Source organism: Streptomyces noursei, from assembly GCF_016917755.1.
Taxonomy (GTDB): Bacteria; Actinomycetota; Actinomycetes; order Streptomycetales; family Streptomycetaceae; genus Streptomyces; species Streptomyces yunnanensis.
Window position 1 is genome coordinate 7220795 of sequence record NZ_CP070326.1, and the last position, 20935, is coordinate 7241729.

Genomic DNA, 20935 nt, shown 5'->3' on the forward strand with positions numbered 1-20935 from the left:
CGCGCCGCAATCGGTGTTCGGTACGCACTGAAAGCTATGTTGCGTTCGATATTTAATCAACAACCGCATCGACGATGTTTCGCATTTATGCAGGTAGAAAGCCTGAAATCGTTGCAATGACCTTGGCGTTGAATGCACTGCGGTTCCTCGCCTGTTGCAATGAGATGGATGTGAACGCACACTGATCGACGGACGGGACCTAGAGAGACCGAGACGGGGAGAACGTCGATGCCAGGAGGCAGGCTCAGCCACCAGGAACGCCGGAGCATCGCGGAGGGACTGGCCGAAGGGCTCGCCTACGCCGAGATCGCCAGGGGCCTGGACCGGCCGACCTCGACCATCACCAGGGAGGTCACCCGCAACGGCGGACCCACCGGCTACCGGGCGGACCGGGCGCACCGGGCCACCGAGCGGCGCGCCCGCCGCCGCACACCCGCCCCGACACCGGCGCCGCCGCCCGAGACCGACGCCCACGGACGCGACCGGGAGGTGGTGCGCGACTTCGAGGAACAGTTCACCGCACTGCTCGTCCAGACGGGACTGCCGAGGATGGCAGCAAGACTGCTCGGCTGCCTGTACGCCGCTGACACCGGCAGCCGCACCGCGGCAGAACTGGTGCAGCGCCTCCGGGTCAGCCCCGCATCGATCTCCCTGGCCGTGCACTACCTGGAAGAGCAGGAACTCATCCGGCGCGAACGCGACCCCGGAAAGCGCCACGAACGCTACGTCATCGACGACGACGTCTGGTTCCGGGCCATGCTCGCCAGCGCCAACACCAACGCACTGCTCGCCGAGGCCGCCCACCAAGGCGCCCGGACACTCGGCGCCACCACGCCCGCCGGCATCCGACTCGCCGACATGGGACGGTTCCTCACCCATGTCGGCCAAGACCTGGTCACATCGGCCGAGCACTGGCGAGAGGTCTTCTCGGCCGGGGCGGGCTCTGGAACCGCAGACCGCCCCCAGCGGGCGCAGGACCGGCACCCGGCGAACAAAGCCAATGGAGGCAACGACCTGGACTAGGCCGTGTATCGAAAGTGGATCACGAAGCATGAATGATCACGGTTCATGGGGCGGGGAGATCTCACGGACGAACAGTGGGTGGTGTTGGAGCCGTTGCTGCCGAAGGGGACGAAGGCGGGGCGACCACCCGTCTGGTCCCGGCGGCAGTTGATCGACGGCATACGGTTCCGAGTCCGAACGGGTGTGACGTGGCGGGACGTGCCCGTCGAGTACGGGCCGTGGGGCCGGGTCTACGACCTGTTCCGCCGATGGCAGCGGAACGGCACCTGGCACAGGGTCTTCAGCCGGCTCCAGTCGCCGGCGGATGAGAAGGGTGCGACCACGTGGGACCTGGGCGTCGATTCCACGGTGTGTCGCGCTCATCAGCATGCGGCTGGGGCCCGGAAGCAGGGTGACCTGCAGAAGGAACCGCCGGGCGGTGTCTTCACCGAACCCCTTGATCATGAACTGGGGCGCTCCCGCGGTGGGTTCACCACCCAGCTGCACCTGGCCGTCGAGGAGGGCGAGAAGCCCATGTCGATCGTGGTGACAGCAGGGCAGCGGGGGACTCGCCGCAGTTCGAACCCGTGCTGGAGAGGTCCGCGCGCCCCGCATCGGGACGGGCCGGCCGCGCGTCCGTCCCGATCGGGTGCGTGCTGACAAGGCGTACGCCTCCCGCAAGAACCGCGCTTACCTGCATCGCCGGGGGATCCGCTGCACCATCCCGGACAAAGCCGATCAGGCGCGCAACCGCCAGAAGCTCGGCTCCCGCGGTGGCCGGCCGCCACATTTCGACCCGGTCGACTACCGGGAACGCCACGCGGTCGAGTGCGGGATCAACCGCCTCAAGAGGCCCCCCGCCGTCGCCACGCGCTACGACAAACTCGCGGTCCGCTACGACGCGACCGTCCTCGTCGCGGCCATCAACGAGTGGCGGTATCCATTGCCCATTCGTGTCAAGTCCGCAGTTGCGCCTGGTCCTTCTCAGTCACTGCATAGCCGGGCACGGACGGCCAGCGAACAGTCAGTACCACCGACTCTTCCTCCGCGAGCCATGAGTGATCGACTCCGCGCCCCCACACAACGTAATCACCCTGCTCCTTCAGAAGGACGCTGCGGCCGGGTAGTTCGACGCGGAAGCGGCCGCTGATGAGAATCAGGAGAGCCGTGCGTTCCTCGCCCCTCACCCACTGCGATCGCGCATCGGCACGGGGGTGGACGCCCCATTTGATCTCCAGGGCCTCGCTGTGGCGCGGGTCGTCAACGTCCTTGAAGTGCCCGAGGAGCCACCCTCGGTCCAGTGCCGCGTCCTTGCCCGCGTTGCCCACATACACGCTGTCATTCACGTGGCCGAACGCTAGCAGCCGCTCTTGTACTCGCAGTCAGCGCTTTCGATGCACGGACTGGCCGCGGCCGGTCGCCAGAGCCCGTGGAGCGCGGCTCGTAGCCCACCGCGGGTCCAAAGCCCCAGAGAATTCCCAGAGATGCCGCCGCACCTCGTCTGACCCGCTAAGTGGTCGGCTCTGCAAATCCTTCGGGGGTTGACTCCGGAACCTGTGTCGTGCGTGATGCCGGGGCAGGTGTTGCCGTGGGAACGGGAGTTGTGACGGATCTTGTGAGCCACCGCCGCATTTCAGAGGGACACCAGCGCTGTTCTGCCAGCGGCGAAACCCGGCCCGATCGGACTCGACGATCACTACGGTCCAGTCTCATGACGACGATCACCACGCGCACGGTCCAGTACCCGGCCGACGGTCTGACGATGATCGGGCACCTCGCGCTGCCGGCCGGTGTCGACCGCCGGCCCGCGGTGCTGCTCGGACCAGAGGGCACGGGGCTCAGCGACGTCGAGCGCCGACGGGCCGATGCTCTCGCCGAGCTGGGATACGTGGCGCTGGCCTTCGACCTCCACGGCGGACGCTATTTGGAAGACCCCGAGGAGATGATGGCTCGTTGCATGCCGCTGCTCGCCGACCCCGACCGGATGCGGGGCATCGGCCACGCGGCGCTCGACGTGTTGCGCACCGAACCGCGGACCGACCCCGATCGGATAGCCGCCGTCGGCTACGGCACCGGGGGCGCCGTCGGGCTGGAACTCGGGCGCGACGGCGTCAGCCTGCGCGCGATCGCGACAGTCAACGGGCTGATCACGGGCCGACCGGGCGAGGCGGCGCGCATTCGCTGCCCGGTATGGGCCGGGGTCGGGTCGGAAGACCCGATCATGCCCCCCGCGCAGCGGGAGGCGTTCACCGCCGAGATGCAGGCCGCGGGCGTCGACTGGCGCCTCGCGGTCTACGGCGGCGCCCTTCACGCCTTTCACCACCCGTCGGTCGACCACACCGTGCGCCCCGGCGTCGGCTACCACCCACGGCACGCACAGCGAGCCTGGCGCGACGTCGTCGACCTGCTCGCCGAATGTCTGCCCGTGACGGAGTGATCTGGTCAGTCCAAGCTCGGACGCCCGGTGACCGCCGCGATGCCTGGGCTCCACTGCCAACGCGGGCGGGGAAGGCTGCGGCTTGCCAGTGATCCACTTCGGCCGATCGGCTCGCCCGCCATGCCCCTCCGCACTGCCTGCCCGATAGCCCCGAGTGCCGCCGAACGCGCGACCGAAGGCGATGGCCTACGGCCACAAGACCGAGCACCGGCTGCGGGTGCGTGCACAGGTGGTGCTGCACGCCGCGCGCGGACGCTCCAACGTGCGTATCGCCCAGGAGACGGGGTTGCACCTGGACACCGTGCGCCGCTGGCGTGGCCGGTTCGCCGAACAGGGCTTGCCGGGGCTCAAAGACCGTCAACGCTGCGGCCGCCCACCGGTGTTCACGTCGCTGCAGGTTGCCGAGGCCAAGGCACTGGCCTGCCGGCTGCCCGCCGAGAGCGGAGTGCCGCTGTCGCGCTGGTCATGCCCGGAACTGGCCTATGAGGCCACCCAGCGGGGCATCGCCGCGTTCGTGTCGACGTCCACCGTGCGCCGCTGGCTGGCCGACGACGCGCTCAAGCCCTGGCAGCAGCCCGCTGCCGCTGCCACCCCACCCTCGCCCCGGGCCAGGCCCGCACCATGCGCGACAACCACACCTACGGACGCGGCGGCGCCCTGGCCTACCTCGCGGCCTACGACGTCCACCAGTCCAAGGTGTCCGGCCGCACCGAGCCGCGCACCGGCATCGACCCATTCATGAACCTGGTCACCCAGGTCATGAGTCAGGAACCCTACAAGAGCGCCAAGCGAGTGTTCTGGATCGTCGACAACGGCTCCTCCCACCGCGGGCAGAAGGCCGCCGACCGCCTCACGGCGGCGTTCCCGAACGCGGTGATGATCCACACCCCCGTGCACGCCTCCTGGCTGAACCAGGTGGAGATCTACTTCTCCGTCGTCCAGCGCAAGGTGGTCACGCCCAACGATTTCACCGACCTTGCCCAAGTCGAGGACCACCTCCGAGCTTTCGAAGACCGCTACAACGCCACAGCACAGCCGTTCCAGTGGAAGTTCACCACCTCCGACCTGGACGATCTGCTGGCCAGACTCGACCGGCACACCGCCGATCACCGAGAAGAATCCTCCGTCTCGCTGGCGGCGTGATCAACCCCCGAAGGACTTACGAACTCGACCACTACAGTAAGTAGCAGGTCAGACGAGGTGCGGCGGCATCCGCACATCAGATGTCCCGGAAGAGACCAGGCGGCCCGGTGACCTGGCACGACGGACTCTCGTGCAGTGGTGACCTGCGTGAATGCCCTTTCGGTTGTTTCACGTTCATGCGCGCTGACGCAGCCGGAAGTCCCAGAAAAGTCCCAGGGGACTCCCAAGTGGCCGGCTCCGCCAAGGGCCACCGCCGCGGTTCGACGGCCGCTTCCGCTGCGGTCGGAATCAGCCGTCGAGGAGGGTCTTCAGGGCGTCCAGGGGCAGGCGGGCGCTCGGGTCCGCTGTCCCCGTGTCGAAGCTGACGCCCTCGGCCGCCAGGAGATCGGCGGGGGAGTCCGTGCGGGTAGGGTCGGTCCACTTGAATCCGGCGCTGACTTGTCCCCGAGCGTTCAGAACCCGCCATGCGTTGGGGCACTGGCCGCAGGTGGACAAGTGAGTGCCGATCGGGACAGCGTGGCTCCCGACCGCGGTCGCCACGTCCCCGTAGGTTGTCCACCGCCCGGAGGGCAGGGCGGCCAGCAGCCGGTGGAGAGTTGTCCAGTCCTTGCCGGAGCCGCTGAGTTGCTTGGCCAGGCGTACCAGACTGAGGCCCGCCAGCGCCGCCCAGTCGTCGGGATCAACCGTGTCCGGGACATGGCTCGTGTCGACATCCCACCAGGTCGTGCCCTGTATCCCCTCGGCTTTGCGGCCGGTCACGCTGGTGAAGATGTGGTTGGCCAGCCCGGTTGGTGAGTACGGCCTGCCGTCGGCCTCCCAGGTCAGCTGGTTGGCGGTGCCGTTGTTCCACGTGGCGGCCCCGCGACTGCTGTCCTCGCCCACCCACGCATGGATGGCCTCGCGGATGGATTCCGTCACGCCGTGTCTCAGCACCAGCCGCATCCGGGTCCCGTCCGGCAACAGGCCGGCCTCGACGAGGACGTGCACTGCCTTGCGGGCACGCGAACGCTCTTCCAGCTTCTGCGCTGCTGCCTTGGTCTCGATCCGGGCCGGTGCGAGGGTGAACTCCTCGACTTCCGGGGTGGGGTAGAGCTTGGTGAAGCCGGCGACGAGTTGGTCCTGGACCTTCCAGAGACCCACCTGGACGAGGTCGATGTCGAGATTCATCTCCGACAGCCAGACCACGGTGTGGGTGACCTGTTTGGGGAAGTCGGCGGCGATGATCACCTGCCTGGGACGTTGGAGCAGCTCCTGGCTCCAGTCCCCGTCCACATGCTCCAGCAGACGCTGTCGGCATGCTTCCAGTTCGAGGCTCTCCCCCCTGCCCTTCAGGAAGTCACGGTGTGCCTGGGCCAACGTGTCGAGGTCGAACCGTGACACCAGAGCGGCGTAGGTGATCGCCTGCAGGTGTACGTCGCGGTCCGCCGTTCCCCGCTTCAGCTCGACCACCACGAGACGCCCCGTGGCATCCAGACCCAGGATGTCCAGCCGGTCCCGCGCGGGCACGCCGTCCATGTCTGCCCACCGATCGAACTCGGAGGTGATCACGAGCACCTCCTCGCCGAGCACCGCCGGATGCTCGATCACCCACTCCTGAAGGTGCTGCCGTTCGAAAAGCCCTTCCGCGGCGAGCGCGGTCGGGGGGACAGGAGTGGCCGAGCACCCGTCGACGGTGAAGAGATGATCCACGCTGTCCCCCTGCCCCATTCCATCGACCCGGCACTTTCACGCCGGCCGCCCCGAGCCTACGTGCAGGGCGCACTACGGGGAGTTCTTCGCGGCGGATCGCAGAGGGATGAGGGGTCTCCTCTGAAGTCGGCTTTCCGGCAGTTCCGAGGCAGGGGCAACGTCACCCGGGGTTGGGGGGGGAACCCACGACCTCTTCGTCCCGAATGAGGTTCGGGCAGGATCAGCACCTGCCTGTTTGGTGTTTCCCCTGGTCAGGACGTTGGGCTCGGTGGGCCTCGCGTGGTGCCGGGAGGGCTCGGGGAGCAAGTCGGCTCCCAAACGGCTCCCAGGGGACAGAGGGGGAGCACTTGTCACGTGCCGGCCGCGGCACGCGGATGGCACGCGCCCCGTAAATGGCCTGGAACAACGGACAAGCCCCAGGTCTCCGACCTGGGGCTTCTGTATGGAGCGGGTGACGGGAATCGAACCCGCGCTCTGAGCTTGGGAATCCTGTGGTGAGAGGGGGCCTTGTCTGCCTCTGAACTGCGGAAACACATTCCTCGACGGGTGGCGGAGCACCTGATTTTTGACCTCCAGTGACCGTTGTGTACCGCCTGATCTGGCACGGAAGTGGCACGGCGGCTCGCGGCGGTCGTCATACCGGTTGTGGCAGGGCTGCTTGTGGGTTGTCTGCGGTGTCTGAGGATCCTTGCCTGGCTGTGCATTGCTGCGGTGAATGGCAGCGCGTCGGCTGCGGACGGACGGGGCTTTCCCCTTGATCGTGGACACCGGTTGTCATGCGGCGGTGGCCAGCGTAGTTGATCGCTGCTCGTAGGCGATCGGGCTGATCTGGCCAAGGCGGGAGTGCCGTCGCCGGGTGTTGTAGCGGGTCGCCCAGCGAAAGACCGCGAGGCGAGCCTCACGGGCCCCGTTCCACCGCTTCCGTCCCTGGAGCGTCTCGCGTTTCATGGTCGCGTTCAGGCTCTCCGCGGCGGCGTTGTCCGCGCTCGTGCCCACCGCGCCGCGTGACCTGGTCACGCCGAGCGCCGAGCAGACCAGGGCGAACTCCTTCGACACATATTGCGCCCCGTTGTCGCTGTGGAAAATCGCCCCTCGCAGGCCGCCGGTGCCACGGGCCGCCGCGGCGGCCCTCAGTGCGTCGGTGACCAGGGAGGTGCGCATGTGGTCGGCGATCGACCAGCCTGCCAACCGCTTCGAGTGCAGGTCCAACACCGTTGCCAGATAAAGGAATTGGCCATTTCCAACAGGGAGGTAGGTGATGTCCCCCACGTACTTGGTGTTCGGCGCCTGGGCGGTGAAGTCGCGCCGCAGCAGGTCCGGCACCGGCGTCGCCGAGGGCTCGGGAATGGTGGTGCGCACCTTCTTGCGCAAATGCAGCCCGACGATGCGGAACTTGCGCATGACGCGCTCGACACGCTTGTGGTTGACCGGCCTCCCAGCATCCTTCAGCTCGGCGGTGACGCGCGGGACTCCGTAGGTGCCGTCCGATTCCCGGTGGATCCGGGCGATGCGCTCGGCGAGCTCGGCGTCCGCCTTTCTCCGGCCGGCCCGCGTTTCCGCGCCGGCCAGCCACCGGTAGAAGCCGGACCGAGAGACCTGCAGCATCCGGCACAGCCGCTTGACGCCGAAGGCGTCACGGTGATCGTCGACGAACTGGAAGCGGCTGCTCACCAGCTGGTCTCCGCCGCAAAATACTTCGCGGCCCTCCGCAGGATCTCCCGCTCGAGTTCGAGTTCCTTGACCCGCGCTCGCAGCTGCCGGTTCTCCTTCTCCATCGCGGTGGCCTCCACGGCCCCGGGCTGGGCAGCCTGCTCGGCATCCCGCACCCAGGTGCGGAGCGTCTCGTGGTTGACGCCCAGGTCCTTGGCCACCGACGCATACGTCCCACCCGGCCTCGAGTGGTACAGCGCGACGGCATCAGCCCGGAACTCAGGCGCGTACTTCGACGTCCCCAACGGGAACTCCTGTCCTATGGATCATCACAATCCAATGATCAGGGTGTCCACGATCAAGGGGAAACGCCCGACGATCCGTCCGCAGCCGACGCTGACTCAGGGCTGGCACCGGGCGTGCCTGGCGGCATCAGCGAACGATCTTGACCCCGAAGTGGTTGCCGATGCCGAGGGCCATGCCGATGGCGCCGTGCATGTGGGCGTACATCTCCATGCCGCGGGCGGCGACGAGGGGGCCGAGGTCGAGGATGTCGGTCCAGCCGTAGGACGTGAGCAGGTCGGTGACGGTCTTCTTCGCCTCGGTGTCGTTGCCGGCGAGGAACATGGTGTGGTCGCCGCCGATGGCTCTGGGGTTGACGACGGTGTCCTGTTCCTGGGTGACGAAGGACTTGACGACCTTGACGTTCGGCAGGGCGCGCTGGATCTGTTCGGCGAGGCTGTCGGTGTCGCAGGGGTCGAGCTTGGGCATGGTGCCGAAGGGGGTCGGCCAGGGGTGTTCCATCTCGGCGCCGTAGAGGTAGGGGACGGCGTAGTCGATGAGGGTCTTGCCGGCGAGTTGGGCGGCGATGGCGGTCAGGGCGGTGACGGCGTTGTGGCCGTCGATGCCGTTGATGACGATCTCGTCGGCGGCGGCCGCGGCGTCGGCGAAGGTGTGCAGGTGGATGCCGGGGTGTTCGGCGAGGAACTGCTTGTAGGGCGGGTTGCCCATCATGTCGGGCTCGGTGCGGGCGAGGGTGGCCTCGGGGTCGCGGGTGCCGACGTGGACCTCGTAACCAAGTGCGGCGAGCTTGGCGGCGTGTGCGCGGCCTCCGCCGCCGGTGCCCAGGACTGCGATCTTCGTGGTCTTCATTTTGGTAACTCCTGTGTACTGAGGGGGTTTGCAGGGCAAGTGCTTCAGGCGCCGGTGGGCCCAGCCATGGATCGGTGGGCGCCTCCGTCGACGAGGATGTCCTGGCCGGTGAGGTAGGAGGCGGCGTCGGAGGCGAGGAAGGCGACCACCTCGGCGATTTCCTCGCCGCGTCCCATGCGGCCCAGCGGGATCTGCGCGCGGATCTGTGCGGCCCCTTGCTCGCCCATGACCTGTTCATTGAAGGTTTCGTTGGCGATCGCGCCGGGGCTCAGGGAGTTGACGCGGATGCCACGGGGGGCGAGGTCGGTGGCGAGGGTGCGGGCCAGGTTGTGGACGGCAGCCTTGGTGGCCGCGTACACGGAGAACGTGCCGAAGGTGCGGTGCAGGGCGCCGGAGGCATTGAGAATGATCGCGCCGCCGTCCCGGAACAGAGGGAGGGCCTTCTGGACGGTGAAGAAGGGGCCCTTGAAGTTCACGCCGACGAGGCGATCGAAGTCCTCCTCTGACCATTCCTCGGTGGGCTTCTGGTCGAAGATGCCGGCGTTGGCGAACAGCACGTCGAGCTTTCCATATCGCCGGCGGACCTCTCCCACCAGAGTGTCGATCGCCGACAGGTCCGCGGTGTCCGCCCGCACTGTCAAGAGTCGGTCCGAGGAATCCAGTTGGGCGGCGGCCTGGCGCAGCCGGTCGTCGTTGCGGCCGGTGATGGCCACTTGGGCGCCCTCGGCGAGGAAGTGGCGGGCCGTGGCCAGGCCCATCCCGCTCGTACCACCCGTGATGAGCACGGTCTTTCCGGTGAAGGGTCGCATGGTCGTCTCCTGTCTGCTGAGTTGGGCGGGGTGCGGTCACGCGTATTTGCCCAGGTCGCTGCCGTGCAGCCGGGCCTCCTCGTTGATGCCGATGACGTATCCGTCGGGGTCGCGGAAGTAGAACATCCGCTGTCCGTTGTGGTCGGTGGTGATCGGCTTGACGATCTCCGCGTGCCGCGAGATGTGCGCGAAGGCGGCTTCGAGGTCGTCGACTCCGAGGTAGAACATGCCGGCGAAGCCGACCGGGGTGTCGGCCAGGACCGGGAGCCAGTTCTTCAGGTCGGCGTTGCGGTAGATCATCGCGACGAATTCGCCCTGGTAGAGGAGCATGTGGATGTCGTCGCCGGGGCGGGCGGTGCTGGAGTCGGCGTCGAAGCCGAGCTTCTTGTAGAAGGCGAGGCTGGCGGCGGTGTCGCGGACGCTGATGCACGGTGCGAAAGCCATGGTTTTCTCTCTCTGCTCTTTTTGTCTGCTATGTCTCTGCGGTGGGCGAGTGGGGCGGGTCAGGCGTTTTGCGGGGTGGCGCTGAGGCAGAAGGGCTGGCCGAAGGGGGGCAGAAGGCGGCCATGCGCGCGGTTCCGGTGGTGGTGCGGGTGGCCATGACGGCAAGCGCCTAGCGGGCTCAACGGGGGCTTCCTGCTCCGCGGAGACGCTCGCGGCGTCCCGCCCTCCAATTAGTACATACGTGCAGCACTTCTGTCGACCAATGCTGGTAATTGGGATAAATATGCATCGGCGATGAGTCGCCCTACGTGCCCAAACAACAGGGAGTAGCGAGGAAGGTACGGCAAATATGGGAGGTGCATGAAGGGCTGACGATGTTCATGCGCCTCGCGAGGGCGGCTTCGAAGGAAAATTGATACCTTCGTACATAAGTTGCTTCACCGAAGCACTCGTCGATGTATGCGAGCCCCTGGGAGGGATACGGTCATGGCAGGGCAGGGCGTCGCGAAGCGGCGGTACGACCCCAAGCGGCGGATAGCGGAGATCACCACCGCCACCGAGAAGGTCATCGCCGAGCGCGGCATCGAGGGGCTGACCCACCGGGCGGTCGCCGAGCGGGCCGGCGTCCCGCTCGGCGCGACGACCTACCACTTCGCGACCAAGGACGACCTCATCCAGGCTGCCCTCCAGCGGTCCGTCGACCGCTACGCCGCCTACCTCGCCGACTGGGTCGCCCAGCGTCCCGAGCTCACCCCGGAGCAGCTCACCGTGCTGCTCACCGACGCCCTCATGGGCTGCTTCGGCCCCCAGCGAGACGCCCAGGTTATGGAGTTCGAGCTGTACCTGGCCGCCTTGCGCCGGCCCGCGCTGCGCCCGATCGCCGACCGGTTCATCGAGCTGAGCATCGACGCACTCCTGCCGTACGTCGATCCGCTCACCGCCCGCACCGCGGCCGTGGCCACCAACGGCCTGACCCTGCGCGGCCTGGCCGGCACCACACCGCCCACCCGGGCGGAGGTCGAAGACATCCTGCGGCGCATCCTCACCCCCAACCCGAACCTGCCCGCCCCCAGCCCGGCCCCCGACCAGGGCGCCCCACAGGCCCTCGCATGAACACCGTTCCCCGCATCACCGACGCACAGCGCCGCGCCCGCCTGGCCCGACGCCACCTGCCCGACCCCGGACGGCGAGCGAGCACCACCCGGGAGGTGGCCGAGTCGGTGCTGGCCCTGCACGCCACCGACGCCGCCACGGTCTACCTCTCGGCCGCCGCCCGTATGGACAGCCCCAGCCACGAGTCCATCGAACGCGAACTGTACGAGCGGGAGGCGCTGTTGCGGATGACGGCGATGCGCTGCACCCTCTTCGTCGTCCCCACCGCCCTGGCACCCGTGATGCTGGCCGCCGTCGGCCGACCGAACGCCGCAGCCCGCATGAAGGGGCTGCTGCGCCGGTTGGAAGCGAACGGCTACGGCAACGCCGCCTGGCTGGAGAACATCAGCCGCAGCACGCTGGAGGCCGTGCGGGAACGGGGTGAGGCCACGACGGCGGAGTTGGCCACCGCCGTCCCGGGCCTGGACCGGCAGCTGGTCGTCTCGCCCGGCAAACCGTACGAGTCGCGCCGCAGCATCGCCACCGACCTGCTCTTCGCCCTGGCCGCCGACGGACACCTCACCCGCGGTAGCCGCCGTGGCGGCTGGACCAGCAACCAGCACGCCTGGACCCTCGCTCCCGAACTACCTGACATGCCAGCCCCGTTGGCCCGTGCCGAGCTGGTCCGCCACTGGCTGGACGCCTTCGGGCCGGGTACGGTCGCCGACCTGAAATGGTGGACCGGCTGGACGATCACCGAAACCCGCAAGGCCGTAGCCGCTGCGGAGGCGGTCGAGGTGCGCCTGGACGAGGGCGCCGGCTATGCGCTGGCGGAGGACCTGGACGCGCCGGTCGCCGAGCCGGAGCCGTCGGCCGCGCTGCTGCCCGCGTTGGACCCGACCCCCATGGGCTGGCGGGAGCGCGGCTTCTACCTCGACCCCGACCACGTCCTCGCGCTCTTCGACCGGATGGGCAACATCGGACCGACCGTGTGGTGGGACGGCCGGATCGTCGGCGGCTGGGCACAGCGCAAGGACGGAACCCTGGCCTGGCGGCTGCTCAAGGACCGCGGCCGGGAGGCTCGTATGGCCATCGAAACCGAGGCGGAACGGATGACGGCCTTCCTCGGGGAGCGTCGCTTCAACCCCGCCTACCGCACCCCGCTGGAGCGCGAACTCACCTCGTGAGCCCGCGCCCGCGGCGGCCGGGCGGTCAGCAGGCGCACCGTGGTGGTCGCGCTCCTGGACTCGTGGCCTTCCACAGTTGTGGGGCCAGGTACACACCTTCAGCGCGCGGCCGGGCCTGCGTCAGGTGCGGGCCGTGTGGGCTGCTTCGCTACGGTGATCCAGAGCAGGGCCGCGCACAGGAGGGCTACTGCTGCGAAGGCCAGCGGGTGCATGACGGAGTCCTTGCGTGTACTGGCGGCTAGCGCACCTGCTGCTGCAAGAACCAGGGCGATGCCTGACAGCGCGCCGGGGCGCACTGTGCTGCCGGCCGTGGTGGCGGGCAGCAGTCGGGTCGTCAGGCTGTAGCAGGCGCAGCCCAGCAGCGTCGCCCCGATCGCGTCGCTGGGACGGTGCCAGTAGAGCGTCTGGACGGCGGCTGCGGTGACGGCCAGCCACAGTATTCCGGCGGCGGCGATGTAGGGGCGGGCGCGCGGGGAAGCGACGAGAGTCATGCCCAGGACCAGACCGGCGACGATGGCCACGTGACCGCTGGGGAAACTCGCCGCTATGAGGTTGTGCGGGGCGTCTGCCAGGTCGGGACGGGGCAGGACCGTGTGGAGCACCTCCGTTCCGCCGACCGTGGCCACCACGACCGCGAGTGCCGCGCAGCCCTGCCACCAGCAGCGGCGCACCGCAGCGACCGCGGCGATCAAGGCCGAGCCCGCAACCAGGGTCGGCATGGCTGCCTTGAGTGGCGGTGGACCCACCGACTCGACCAGGGCGAAGACCCGCGCCTGCTCAGCGAATCCCCTGACCAGCGAGTTCTCCGCCGTTTGACCGAACGGTGTGCAGACGACGAGAAGATAGATCGCCGCGAACCCGAGAAGAAACAGGAGCGGGCGGGGCGCCGTGGTCGGCCGTGCCGCCTCGGTTATGCGCGTGAATGTGTGATCTTGCTGAGTCAATGTGTCCTCGTTCCGCCGACTGACGATGAAGCAGTGGATGTGGATGTCTTCGTGGGCGGCGCGGCGGACAGGCCGCGACGACGAGGCGGTCAGGTGTGTGTGCCGGCCCCATCGTCAGTCTGGGGGAGGTAGCAGTTGGTCTCCCAGATGACGCCGTACTTGTCGCGGACGGCGCCGTAGGCGGCGCCCCAGAACCTGTTCTCCAACGCTTCCAGGACCTTCCCGTCCTTGGCGAGCTTGTCGAAGGCCGTGCGCTGCTCGGCGGGGTCCTCGTAGACCAGGCCGATGTGGATGTTGTTGCCGATGACGTGCTCGCCTTCGGCTTTGGTGTCGGCGGACAGCTCGGCGACGCCCAGCGCGCTGCCGTCTGTGAACTGGAGCTTGGAGTAGACGACGGTCCGGTCCGCGCCCGGGATCTTGTCCATGCCGGGGACCTGGGACAGCAGCATGGTGCGCTCGGTGAGTTCCTCGACGCCGAAGGCGTCGGTGTAGAAGGCGATCGCCTCCAGGCTGTCGTGCACGTACAGCAGGGGCACGAAGCGGTGGAAGATTTCCTTGGGTGCCATGGGAGGCTCCTTAATCCTGATGGCCTTGATGGCTGGAGAAAAATGGGGAAGAAGCGGGTGTTTCACCTGGCGTCTTCGACGGTAGAGGTCCAATAGGTCACTGAATGTCCTCACACTCCGCGAAGGTGGACGGCATGACAGCCGATCCGGGAGTGACGCGAGGTACGAGAGATCCCGCCGCCCGTCTGCTGCAGCTGCTCTCGCTGCTGCAGCGCCCACGTGACTGGACGGGCGTGGAGCTGGCCGAGCGTCTGGGGGTCACCGCCCGCACCATCCGCCGTGACATCGAGCACCTGCGGGAGCTGGGCTATCCCGTCCAGGCCACGCAGGGCAACATCGGCGGTTACCGTCTCAGCGCGGGCACCGCGATGCCGCCGCTGCTCCTGGACGACGACGAAGCGGTGGCCATCGCCATCGGGCTGCGCGCGGCGGCCACGGCGGCGGTCAGCGGTATCGAGGACACCTCGTTGCGGGCCCTGGCCAAGCTGGAGCAGGTGCTGCCCTCGCGGCTGCGGCGCCGCGTGTCGCACCTCGCCGAGGCGGCCACCTTCCTGCCCCAGCCCGTCCAGGGGGCCGACGCCGAGCTGCTGGCTTCCCTCGCCGCCGCCTGCGTCGCCCACGAGAAGGTCCGCTTCGGATACGCCCCCGCACGCGGGGCGCCGACGCGGCGGCTGGCCGAGCCCAAGCGGCTGGTGGCCGCCGGACGGCGCTGGTACCTCCTCGCCTACGACCTGGACCGCGCCGACTGGCGCACCTTCCGCGTCGACCGCATCGACGCCCTGCACCGCACCGGCTCCCGCGTCCCCGAGCGCGACCTGCCCGGCGGCCAGGACGCCGCCGCATACGTGGCCGACGCCCTGGCCGCCGGCCCCGGCAACTGCCGCGCCGAACTCATCGTCCACGCCCCCATCGAGCGCGCCGCCGAGGGCGTACCGTCCTCCCTCGGAACCCTGGAACGGATCGACGAGCACCGCTGCCGACTGCGCACGGCCGTCGACTCCCCCGAGTACCTGGCCTTCCGCATCGCCGCCCTGCGCCTGGACTACACCCTCGTCGGACCGCCCGACCTCGTCCCGCACCTACGCCGGATCGCCGAACGCGCCCTGGGCGCTCTTCAGGGGCAGGGCGAGTGACGCGCACCGGAGCGCCGCCCGCCGCGTCATCCTCGTGCGGTGAGCTTCTGCCGGATATCGAGGGTGAGACGGAGGCTGTCCAGTGCGCTCTCGGGCGTGATCCGGGAGGTCTCCTTCCCGGCCAGGCAGGCCAGCACATGGTCGATGACGGCCGCGTACGTGTCACGCTCGGGCAGGTCGAGGGTGCGCCGCCCGGCATCGGTGTATTCGACGAGGACGGTGCGGCCCTGCCCCTCGGCGCCTCCCGTGAACTCCGTCTCCAGCACGCCCTCCGCGAAGACGACCCGCGAACCGCCGCTGATGCCATAGGACGTGGGCATGAGCGCGGAGGCGGCACAGCGCGCCAGCACCCCGCCGGGGTAGGTCAGCACGGCCTCACCGGCCGAACCGCGCCACGCGCCCTCGACACCGTGGGCGGCGACGGACTCGGGCCGGCCCAGCGTGGTGGTGAACAGGTCGAGTTCGGTGTGCAGGGTGTCCATGGCCAGGGAGTCCAGCCGCAGGTCATAGCCCTCCCATAGCAGTGCGGTGCGGGTCTCGGTCTCCCAGGTGCGCAGCGGCCCGTACGTCCCGTCGGCGAGGGCTTTGCGGACGTACTCGTTGACGGGACTGAAGCGGGCGAAGAGATCCACGAACGCCTGCCGGCCAGTGGCGTTCTGCGCCTTGACGACGCGCTGGGCGTCATCCATCGAGGCGGCCAGCGGCAGCTCGCACAGCACGTCCTTGCCCGCCTCCATGGCCCGTACCGCATGGTCTGCGTGGAGCGGCGTGGGCAGACAGACGTCGACCAGGCCGATGTCGGGGTCACCGTAGATCTCATCGAGATCGGTGGTCGTGGCGAAGCCGAACTGCTCGGCGAGGGGCTGCAGTTTGGCCGGCGTGCGGCCGAAGACAACGACCTTCTCGACGTCGGGGCGGGCGGCGTAGACGGCGGCGTGTGCGCGGCCGAATCCCGTACCCAGCAGACCGATCTTCATCGTGCACTCTCCTTGCCGCTGATCCTGGCGTTACTGCCGCTGTCGTTGCCGTTGCTGAACAGTCCGAAGCGGTTGCCCCGCGGGTCCAGCAGGCGGGCGTAGCGGCATCCGTCGGGCACCGTTTCCGGTCCCTGCTCGACGCGGGCACCGGCTGCGACGGCCTTCTCGGTCAGCGCTGTGACGTCCTGGGCCAGGAAGCACGGCATGGCGTAGTCCGCGCCGCCCTCCCGCCCGCTGCGGTCGTGCAGCCCGCCGACCGGGTAGGGGCCACCGGTGAGGATGGACTGGTACGGCCCCTCGCCCTCGAACCGCCAGCCGAAGGCGGAGGAGTAGAACGCGCGGGTGGCGTCCGGGTCGGAGGTGCCGATCTCGAACCAGGCGAACATGCCCGGCCGGGGCTCGAAGGCGACCCGCTCCATCTGCGCGTGGGTGGACTCCATCCGGTCCTGGAAGCGGGCCGCGTCGCTCTGGGAGAAGAGCGAGAAGACGTTGCCCTGCGGGTCGCGCAGCCGGGCGAAGACGGTGACGTCGCCGACCGGGGTGGCGGGCACCTCCACGTGCGCGCCCAGCCCGCTCAGCCGCTCGACGTGGGCGGCCACGTCCAAGGACAGCACGGACAGGTTGGACGTCTCACGGACGCCGGCCCCTCCCTCCCGGCTGTGGATGGCACCCATCGGCCAGGGCATGTCCGGGGCGAAGATGCGGAGGTAGATGTTGCCGTCGATGGACGAGTCCGGATCCCGCTCGAAGGTCCAGCCCAGCAGCGGGCCGTAGAAGTCCTGGACCGCCTGGGGATCGGCGGTGGCGAACTCGAACCAGACGACGTTTCCGGGGGACATGAAGCTCATGCGGGCTCCTGTCGGAGTAGGCGTGCGGTGTGCCGGAACCGTAGAACTCCAATAGGGCCCCCAATGTCCTAATGTCCTGGGAGGCGTTGTGTCCGACCTCGTCACCGATGGGCCCGGACCGTCGCGCATGGCGGGGGCGGTGCCGCATCCGGCCGACGCGGCACCGGCCCGCCCGGTTCACCGGGTGAGCGCGGGGTCCGGTGCCGGCTGCCTGGCCTGCTCCTCCGCTCGGGGGCCACCGACGGTGTCCGCGTCCTTGCGCCCGGCCCTGCGCGGCACCGCGTACAGCAGCGCGAAGGCGGCGAGGAAGGCGGCGGCGACATACGGCAGGGTGTGCGCGAAGGCGTCCGGCATCTTCGCCGCCCGGACGGCCGGGTTGCCGTCGCCGCCCAGGTGGTTGAAGAAGATCAGCGAGGAGAGGGCGGTGCCGACGGCCTGGCCGAGCTGGGTCGTGGTGTTGTTCAGGCCGGAGGCCGAACCGGCGTGCTCGTGCGGCACCTCGGACAGGACGATGTCCGTCAGCGGCGCGATGATCAGGCCCATGCCGATGCCCATCGGCACCAGCGGCAGCATCGTCTGCCACAGCGCGATGTCCGCGCCGTAGTGGCCCACCAGCCACGCGAAGAGCACCATCCCGGCCGCGGCGATCAGCGCTCCCGCCTGGAGCACCCGGCGGCCGAAACGCGGCACCAGCACCTGCATCGAGACACCGGCGCCGGCCATCAGCAGCAGGGAGAGCGGTAGCCCGGACAGGCCCGCCTTCAGCGGTGAAAAGCCGAGGCCCAGCTGGAGGTAGAGCGCCCAGGCCAGGAAGAACACCCCGGAGGCCAGGCCGAACAGCAGCTGCACGCCCAGCCCGCCCGAAAAGCTTCTGCGGGAGAACAGTGAGAGCACCACCAGCGGAGAGCCGCCGCGGGCGATCACCCGGCGCTCGTAGGCGACGAACAGCGCCAGCACCGGCACCGAGGCCGCCAACATCGCGTACGTCCACACCGGCCAGCCCAGCTCGCGCCCCTGGATCAGCGGCAGGACGAGGAAGAGCAGACCCGTCGCGGACAGCAGCATGCCGCCCACATCGAGCCGGGCCGCGCGCTCGTCCTTCGACTCGCGGATCAGCATCGCCCCGGCGATCAGTCCGGCCACGCCCAGCGGCAGGTTGACCAGGAAGATCGGACGCCAGCCCAGCCCGAACAGATCGCCCTCGACCAGCAGCGCACCGACCAGCGGCCCGGCCAGCACGCCCAGCGCGCTGACCGCCCCGAAGACACCGAAGACCTTGCCGCGCTCCTCCTTCGGGAAGGAGACATGGATGATCGACAGCACCTGGGGCACCATCAGCGCGGCCGCCGCGCCCTGCGCGATCCGGCCGGCCAGCAGGACCTCGGGGGAGCCGGCGATCCCGCACACCAGCGAGGTGAGGGTGAACCCGGCGACCCCGGCGAGAAAGACCCGCTTGCGGCCGTACAGGTCGCCCAGACGCCCGCCGGTGATCAGGCCGAGCGCGAAGGCCAGGGCATAGCCGCCGACCACCCACTGGATCTGGGCGGTCGACGCCCCGGTGTCCGCCTGGATGTGGGGGACGGCGATATTGACCACGGTCACATCCACCGCGTCCATGAAGGTCGCGACGAGGAGGACGATCAGCGCCACCCAACGGCGAGGATCCGCCTGATCCACTGCCTGCGAGGGGCTGTTCAGCGCATCAATAACCGACGCTTTCGCATCGCTTTGAGGAGTTTTGTTCTCAGACATGCCTTCGACGCTAAAAACCCAATAGGACGCCCAACGACCTCAATGCCGGGAAGCCTGGAGGGCATGACCGCTGACCTGCCTGCCCGGATGCCCCTCCCCTTCGACGACGAGGAGGCCGTTGCCCTCGCCGCCGCCCTGCGCACCGCCGCAACGAGCGTCTCCGGCATCGAGGAGACCGCCGTCCGCGCCCTGGCCAAGCTCGAACAGCTCCTGCCCGCCCGCCAGCGCGACCAGATCTCCGCCCTCCAACACTCCACCGTGTCACCGCGGTTCGACGGCACGCCGCAGGTGGACCTCGCCGCGCTGGCCACCCTCGCCGCCGCCTGCCACGACCACGAGATCATCACCTTCGCGTACGAGTCCCGCGACGGCACCCCCAGCACACGCCGCGTGGAACCCCACACCCTCATCACCACCCACGGCCGCTGGTACCTCGCCGCGTACGACCTTGACCGCGACGCCTGGCGCACCTTCCGCGTCGACCGCCTCACCGCTCCCGACTCCACCGGCCGCCGCGTCCCACCCCGCCGGCTCCCCGCCCCCGACGCGTCCGCGTACCTGACCGCATCCCTTGCCGCCCTACCCACTCGCTACTCCGCCCGGGCCACCGTCCCGTCCGACGCCGAGACGGTCCGCGCTCGTACCGGGGTCCTCCCCTCCCGCGTCCGGGCCCTCGACGGCCACACGTGCATCGTCGACCTCTCCGCCGACGACCCGCTCCACATCGCCGTAAGATTCCTCACCCTGGAAAACTTGGGACGCGGGGCCACCACCCTGTACGGCACCACCGAGCTCGTCCCGCACCTCGAAGAGTTCGCCCACTGCCTGGCGGACGCAGCCCGCGCTCTCGCCCAGCCCCACGACGAGCGCGAGGCGGACCGGTGAACGCCACCGCCCCGCAGCCCACCCTCTTCCCGGCCTCCGCCATAAGCCCCGCACCACCCCCATCCCCCGACTTCCACGGCATCACCTGTCACGAGATCCAGGCCCGCACCCTCCTCAACCGCATGCCCGGCGCCCCGCCCGGCGGCCTGGGCTGGACCCTCAACCCCTACCGGGGCTGCACCCACGCCTGTACCTACTGCTTCGCCCGCGACGGCCACCACCACCTCGGCCACAACACCGGCGAAGACTTCCAGACCCGCCTCTACGTCAAAACCAACGCCGCCACCGTCCTGCGCCGCGAACTGCGTACCGGCAAAACCGGTGACCAGTGGGTCATGGTCGGTACCTCCACCGACTGCTATCAACGCGCCGAAGGCCGTTACCAGTTGATGCCCGCCATCCTGCGTGCTCTGACCGACTACCGGGTCCCCTTCACCACGACCACCAAGTCCGCTCTCCTGCGCCGCGACCTCGCCTTGTTCGCCGAAGCAGCCCACGTGACCGACGTCCTGGTCATGACCTCCCTCGGCTCCCTCGACGACCGCGTGTGGCGCGCCTTCGAACCCGGCGCCGCCCCACCCCGCGCCCGACTGGACACCATTGCCGCCCTGCGTGCCGCAGGCGTCCCCGCCGGCGTCCTCATCGCCCCCGTCATCCCCCACGCCGCCGACCACCCCGACGCCCTCAACGCCCTCGTCGACGCCTGCGCCGAGGCCGGAGCCGTCACCGTCTTCCCCGACGTCATGCGCCTCAGCCCCGGCGCCCGCACCTGGTTCCTGGACCAGGCCGCCCAAAACCTCCCACCCCGCCTCCACCACCGCCTGGCCGCCGACTTCGCCACTCGCCGCACCATGCCCCCGCGCTACGTCCAGCAGGTCGCCGACCACATCCACGCCCGCGCAGCCCAGCACGGCATCCCCCGATGGCAGGACTACGTCAGGAACGTGCACCGCCCCGGCCTGAACGGCGGGTAACAGGGGCGATCCGCCTCGCCCGGGGCCGTGTCACGATCCTCGACACCGGCCGCCTCAAGGATGCCGCGGGCTGACGCATGGCGCTGGTGGCAGACGTCCGTCGGTGACCGCCCTTTCAGTCAAGAAGTTGCTTATGCGGCGCCTCACGGATCGGTCAGGTCCCGCATGTTCGTCGCTGCTCTGCTCGCAGCCTGTGCTGGAGCGTTCAGGTAGGCAGATGGCGTCGTGTTGGGCAAAGCGGTGTGCCGGTC

The 20935-nt window shown here is 69.1% G+C and carries 19 protein-coding genes and 2 pseudogenes; 10 read left to right on the plus strand and 11 right to left on the minus strand.

The window, feature by feature from the left end:
• Positions 1-228 precede the first annotated feature (228 nt).
• Positions 229-1023, plus strand: a complete 795-nt coding sequence (locus tag JNO44_RS31505) for a GbsR/MarR family transcriptional regulator (protein ID WP_205367169.1) — start codon at positions 229-231, stop codon at positions 1021-1023.
• A 45-nt stretch (positions 1024-1068) separates the two neighbouring features.
• Positions 1069-1936 (plus strand): annotated as a pseudogene (locus JNO44_RS31510) (IS5 family transposase); the annotation flags it as partial.
• Between the two features lie 22 nt (positions 1937-1958).
• Here the strand turns inward: JNO44_RS31510 and JNO44_RS31515 are convergent.
• A complete protein-coding gene (locus JNO44_RS31515; protein WP_205367171.1) occupies positions 1959-2348 on the minus strand; it encodes a cupin domain-containing protein in 390 nt (129 codons plus the stop codon).
• 365 nt (positions 2349-2713) lie between these two features.
• Between JNO44_RS31515 and JNO44_RS31520 the strand changes: the two genes are divergently transcribed.
• The 3 genes and pseudogenes from JNO44_RS31520 (at position 2714) to JNO44_RS43840 (ending at position 4582) form a co-directional block, all read left to right on the plus strand.
• On the plus strand, positions 2714-3439 hold the full coding sequence (locus tag JNO44_RS31520) for a dienelactone hydrolase family protein (protein ID WP_205367173.1): 726 nt from the start codon (positions 2714-2716) through the stop codon (positions 3437-3439).
• A 181-nt stretch (positions 3440-3620) separates the two neighbouring features.
• Positions 3621-3971, plus strand: a pseudogene (locus JNO44_RS43835) (helix-turn-helix domain-containing protein); the annotation flags it as partial.
• A gap of 89 nt (positions 3972-4060) precedes the next feature.
• On the plus strand, positions 4061-4582 hold the full coding sequence (locus JNO44_RS43840; protein WP_235094631.1) for a transposase: 522 nt from the start codon (positions 4061-4063) through the stop codon (positions 4580-4582).
• 288 nt (positions 4583-4870) lie between these two features.
• Here JNO44_RS43840 and JNO44_RS31530 read toward each other — a convergent pair whose 3' ends face one another.
• The 5 genes from JNO44_RS31530 to JNO44_RS31550 all read right to left on the minus strand — a co-directional run bounded on the left by JNO44_RS31530 (position 4871) and on the right by JNO44_RS31550 (position 10326).
• The gene (locus tag JNO44_RS31530) at positions 4871-6271 is read right to left on the minus strand and encodes an MGMT family protein (protein ID WP_205367175.1); all 1401 of its coding nucleotides are present in this window, start codon (positions 6269-6271) and stop codon (positions 4871-4873) included.
• A gap of 774 nt (positions 6272-7045) precedes the next feature.
• Positions 7046-8226 (minus strand): IS3 family transposase gene (locus tag JNO44_RS31535; protein ID WP_205363243.1). Its coding sequence is split into 2 segments (ribosomal slippage): positions 7046-7959 and positions 7959-8226, totalling 1182 coding nucleotides; the frame shifts between segments, so codons are not numbered across the junction.
• A 127-nt stretch (positions 8227-8353) separates the two neighbouring features.
• On the minus strand, positions 8354-9073 hold the full coding sequence (locus tag JNO44_RS31540) for an NADPH-dependent F420 reductase (protein WP_205367177.1): 720 nt from the start codon (positions 9071-9073) through the stop codon (positions 8354-8356).
• A gap of 44 nt (positions 9074-9117) precedes the next feature.
• Positions 9118-9882, minus strand: coding sequence for a glucose 1-dehydrogenase (locus JNO44_RS31545; RefSeq protein WP_205367179.1), 765 nt, complete (start codon positions 9880-9882; stop codon positions 9118-9120).
• 36 nt (positions 9883-9918) lie between these two features.
• A complete protein-coding gene (locus JNO44_RS31550) occupies positions 9919-10326 on the minus strand; it encodes a VOC family protein (protein WP_205367181.1) in 408 nt (135 codons plus the stop codon).
• A 486-nt stretch (positions 10327-10812) separates the two neighbouring features.
• Here JNO44_RS31550 and JNO44_RS31555 point away from each other — a divergent pair, with 486 nt between their 5' ends.
• Both JNO44_RS31555 and JNO44_RS31560 read left to right on the plus strand, forming a co-directional pair.
• Positions 10813-11439, plus strand: coding sequence for a TetR/AcrR family transcriptional regulator (locus JNO44_RS31555; protein WP_205367183.1), 627 nt, complete (start codon positions 10813-10815; stop codon positions 11437-11439).
• Positions 11436-12605, plus strand: a complete 1170-nt coding sequence (locus JNO44_RS31560) for a winged helix DNA-binding domain-containing protein (protein ID WP_205367185.1) — start codon at positions 11436-11438, stop codon at positions 12603-12605. Before JNO44_RS31555 ends, JNO44_RS31560 begins: the two co-directional genes overlap by 4 nt.
• Before the next feature lie 98 nt (positions 12606-12703).
• On the opposite strand, the gene JNO44_RS31565 is transcribed toward JNO44_RS31560, so the two are convergent.
• On the minus strand, positions 12704-13324 hold the full coding sequence (locus tag JNO44_RS31565) for a phosphatase PAP2 family protein (RefSeq protein WP_240167735.1): 621 nt from the start codon (positions 13322-13324) through the stop codon (positions 12704-12706).
• Between the two features lie 314 nt (positions 13325-13638).
• Positions 13639-14115 (minus strand): VOC family protein, encoded by a 477-nt coding sequence (locus JNO44_RS31570; RefSeq protein ID WP_205367188.1) that lies wholly within the window; start codon positions 14113-14115, stop codon positions 13639-13641.
• 134 nt (positions 14116-14249) lie between these two features.
• Between JNO44_RS31570 and JNO44_RS31575 the strand changes: the two genes are divergently transcribed.
• Positions 14250-15248: a helix-turn-helix transcriptional regulator gene (locus tag JNO44_RS31575; protein WP_205367190.1), complete on the plus strand. Its 999-nt coding sequence runs from the start codon at positions 14250-14252 to the stop codon at positions 15246-15248.
• Positions 15249-15274: 26 nt separating this feature from the next.
• Here JNO44_RS31575 and JNO44_RS31580 read toward each other — a convergent pair whose 3' ends face one another.
• The 3 genes from JNO44_RS31580 to JNO44_RS31590 form a co-directional block, all read right to left on the minus strand.
• On the minus strand, positions 15275-16225 hold the full coding sequence (locus JNO44_RS31580) for a Gfo/Idh/MocA family protein (RefSeq protein ID WP_205367192.1): 951 nt from the start codon (positions 16223-16225) through the stop codon (positions 15275-15277).
• Entirely contained in the window at positions 16222-17073 is an 852-nt protein-coding gene (locus tag JNO44_RS31585; RefSeq protein WP_205367194.1) for a VOC family protein, read from the minus strand. Before JNO44_RS31585 ends, JNO44_RS31580 begins: the two co-directional genes overlap by 4 nt.
• Positions 17074-17250: 177 nt before the next feature.
• Positions 17251-18825 carry an MFS transporter gene (locus JNO44_RS31590; RefSeq protein ID WP_205367196.1) on the minus strand — a complete coding sequence of 525 codons (1575 nt, stop codon included), beginning with the start codon at positions 18823-18825 and terminating at the stop codon, positions 17251-17253.
• A 63-nt stretch (positions 18826-18888) separates the two neighbouring features.
• On the opposite strand from JNO44_RS31590, the gene JNO44_RS31595 reads away from it, so the two are divergent.
• A complete protein-coding gene (locus JNO44_RS31595; RefSeq protein WP_205367198.1) occupies positions 18889-19710 on the plus strand; it encodes a helix-turn-helix transcriptional regulator in 822 nt (273 codons plus the stop codon).
• Positions 19707-20684, plus strand: coding sequence for a radical SAM protein (locus tag JNO44_RS31600; RefSeq protein ID WP_205367200.1), 978 nt, complete (start codon positions 19707-19709; stop codon positions 20682-20684). Before JNO44_RS31595 ends, JNO44_RS31600 begins: the two co-directional genes overlap by 4 nt.
• Positions 20685-20935: the final 251 nt, after the last annotated feature.

Bases quoted from the DNA above. Each gene is read 5' to 3' on its own strand.
- JNO44_RS31555 (WP_205367183.1), top strand. From the start codon at position 10,813: ATGGCAGGGCAGGGCGTCGCGAAGCGGCGGTACGACCCCAAGCGGCGG.
- JNO44_RS31550 (WP_205367181.1), bottom strand. From the start codon at position 10,326: ATGGCTTTCGCACCGTGCATCAGCGTCCGCGACACCGCCGCCAGCCTC.
- JNO44_RS31505 (WP_205367169.1), top strand. From the start codon at position 229: ATGCCAGGAGGCAGGCTCAGCCACCAGGAACGCCGGAGCATCGCGGAG.
- JNO44_RS43840 (WP_235094631.1), top strand. From the start codon at position 4,061: ATGCGCGACAACCACACCTACGGACGCGGCGGCGCCCTGGCCTACCTC.
- JNO44_RS31590 (WP_205367196.1), bottom strand. From the start codon at position 18,825: ATGTCTGAGAACAAAACTCCTCAAAGCGATGCGAAAGCGTCGGTTATT.
- JNO44_RS31595 (WP_205367198.1), top strand. From the start codon at position 18,889: ATGACCGCTGACCTGCCTGCCCGGATGCCCCTCCCCTTCGACGACGAG.
- JNO44_RS31545 (WP_205367179.1), bottom strand. From the start codon at position 9,882: ATGCGACCCTTCACCGGAAAGACCGTGCTCATCACGGGTGGTACGAGC.
- JNO44_RS31540 (WP_205367177.1), bottom strand. From the start codon at position 9,073: ATGAAGACCACGAAGATCGCAGTCCTGGGCACCGGCGGCGGAGGCCGC.
- JNO44_RS31565 (WP_240167735.1), bottom strand. From the start codon at position 13,324: ATGCCGACCCTGGTTGCGGGCTCGGCCTTGATCGCCGCGGTCGCTGCG.
- JNO44_RS31585 (WP_205367194.1), bottom strand. From the start codon at position 17,073: ATGAGCTTCATGTCCCCCGGAAACGTCGTCTGGTTCGAGTTCGCCACC.
- JNO44_RS31570 (WP_205367188.1), bottom strand. From the start codon at position 14,115: ATGGCACCCAAGGAAATCTTCCACCGCTTCGTGCCCCTGCTGTACGTG.
- JNO44_RS31575 (WP_205367190.1), top strand. From the start codon at position 14,250: ATGACAGCCGATCCGGGAGTGACGCGAGGTACGAGAGATCCCGCCGCC.
- JNO44_RS31560 (WP_205367185.1), top strand. From the start codon at position 11,436: ATGAACACCGTTCCCCGCATCACCGACGCACAGCGCCGCGCCCGCCTG.
- JNO44_RS31580 (WP_205367192.1), bottom strand. From the start codon at position 16,225: ATGAAGATCGGTCTGCTGGGTACGGGATTCGGCCGCGCACACGCCGCC.
- JNO44_RS31520 (WP_205367173.1), top strand. From the start codon at position 2,714: ATGACGACGATCACCACGCGCACGGTCCAGTACCCGGCCGACGGTCTG.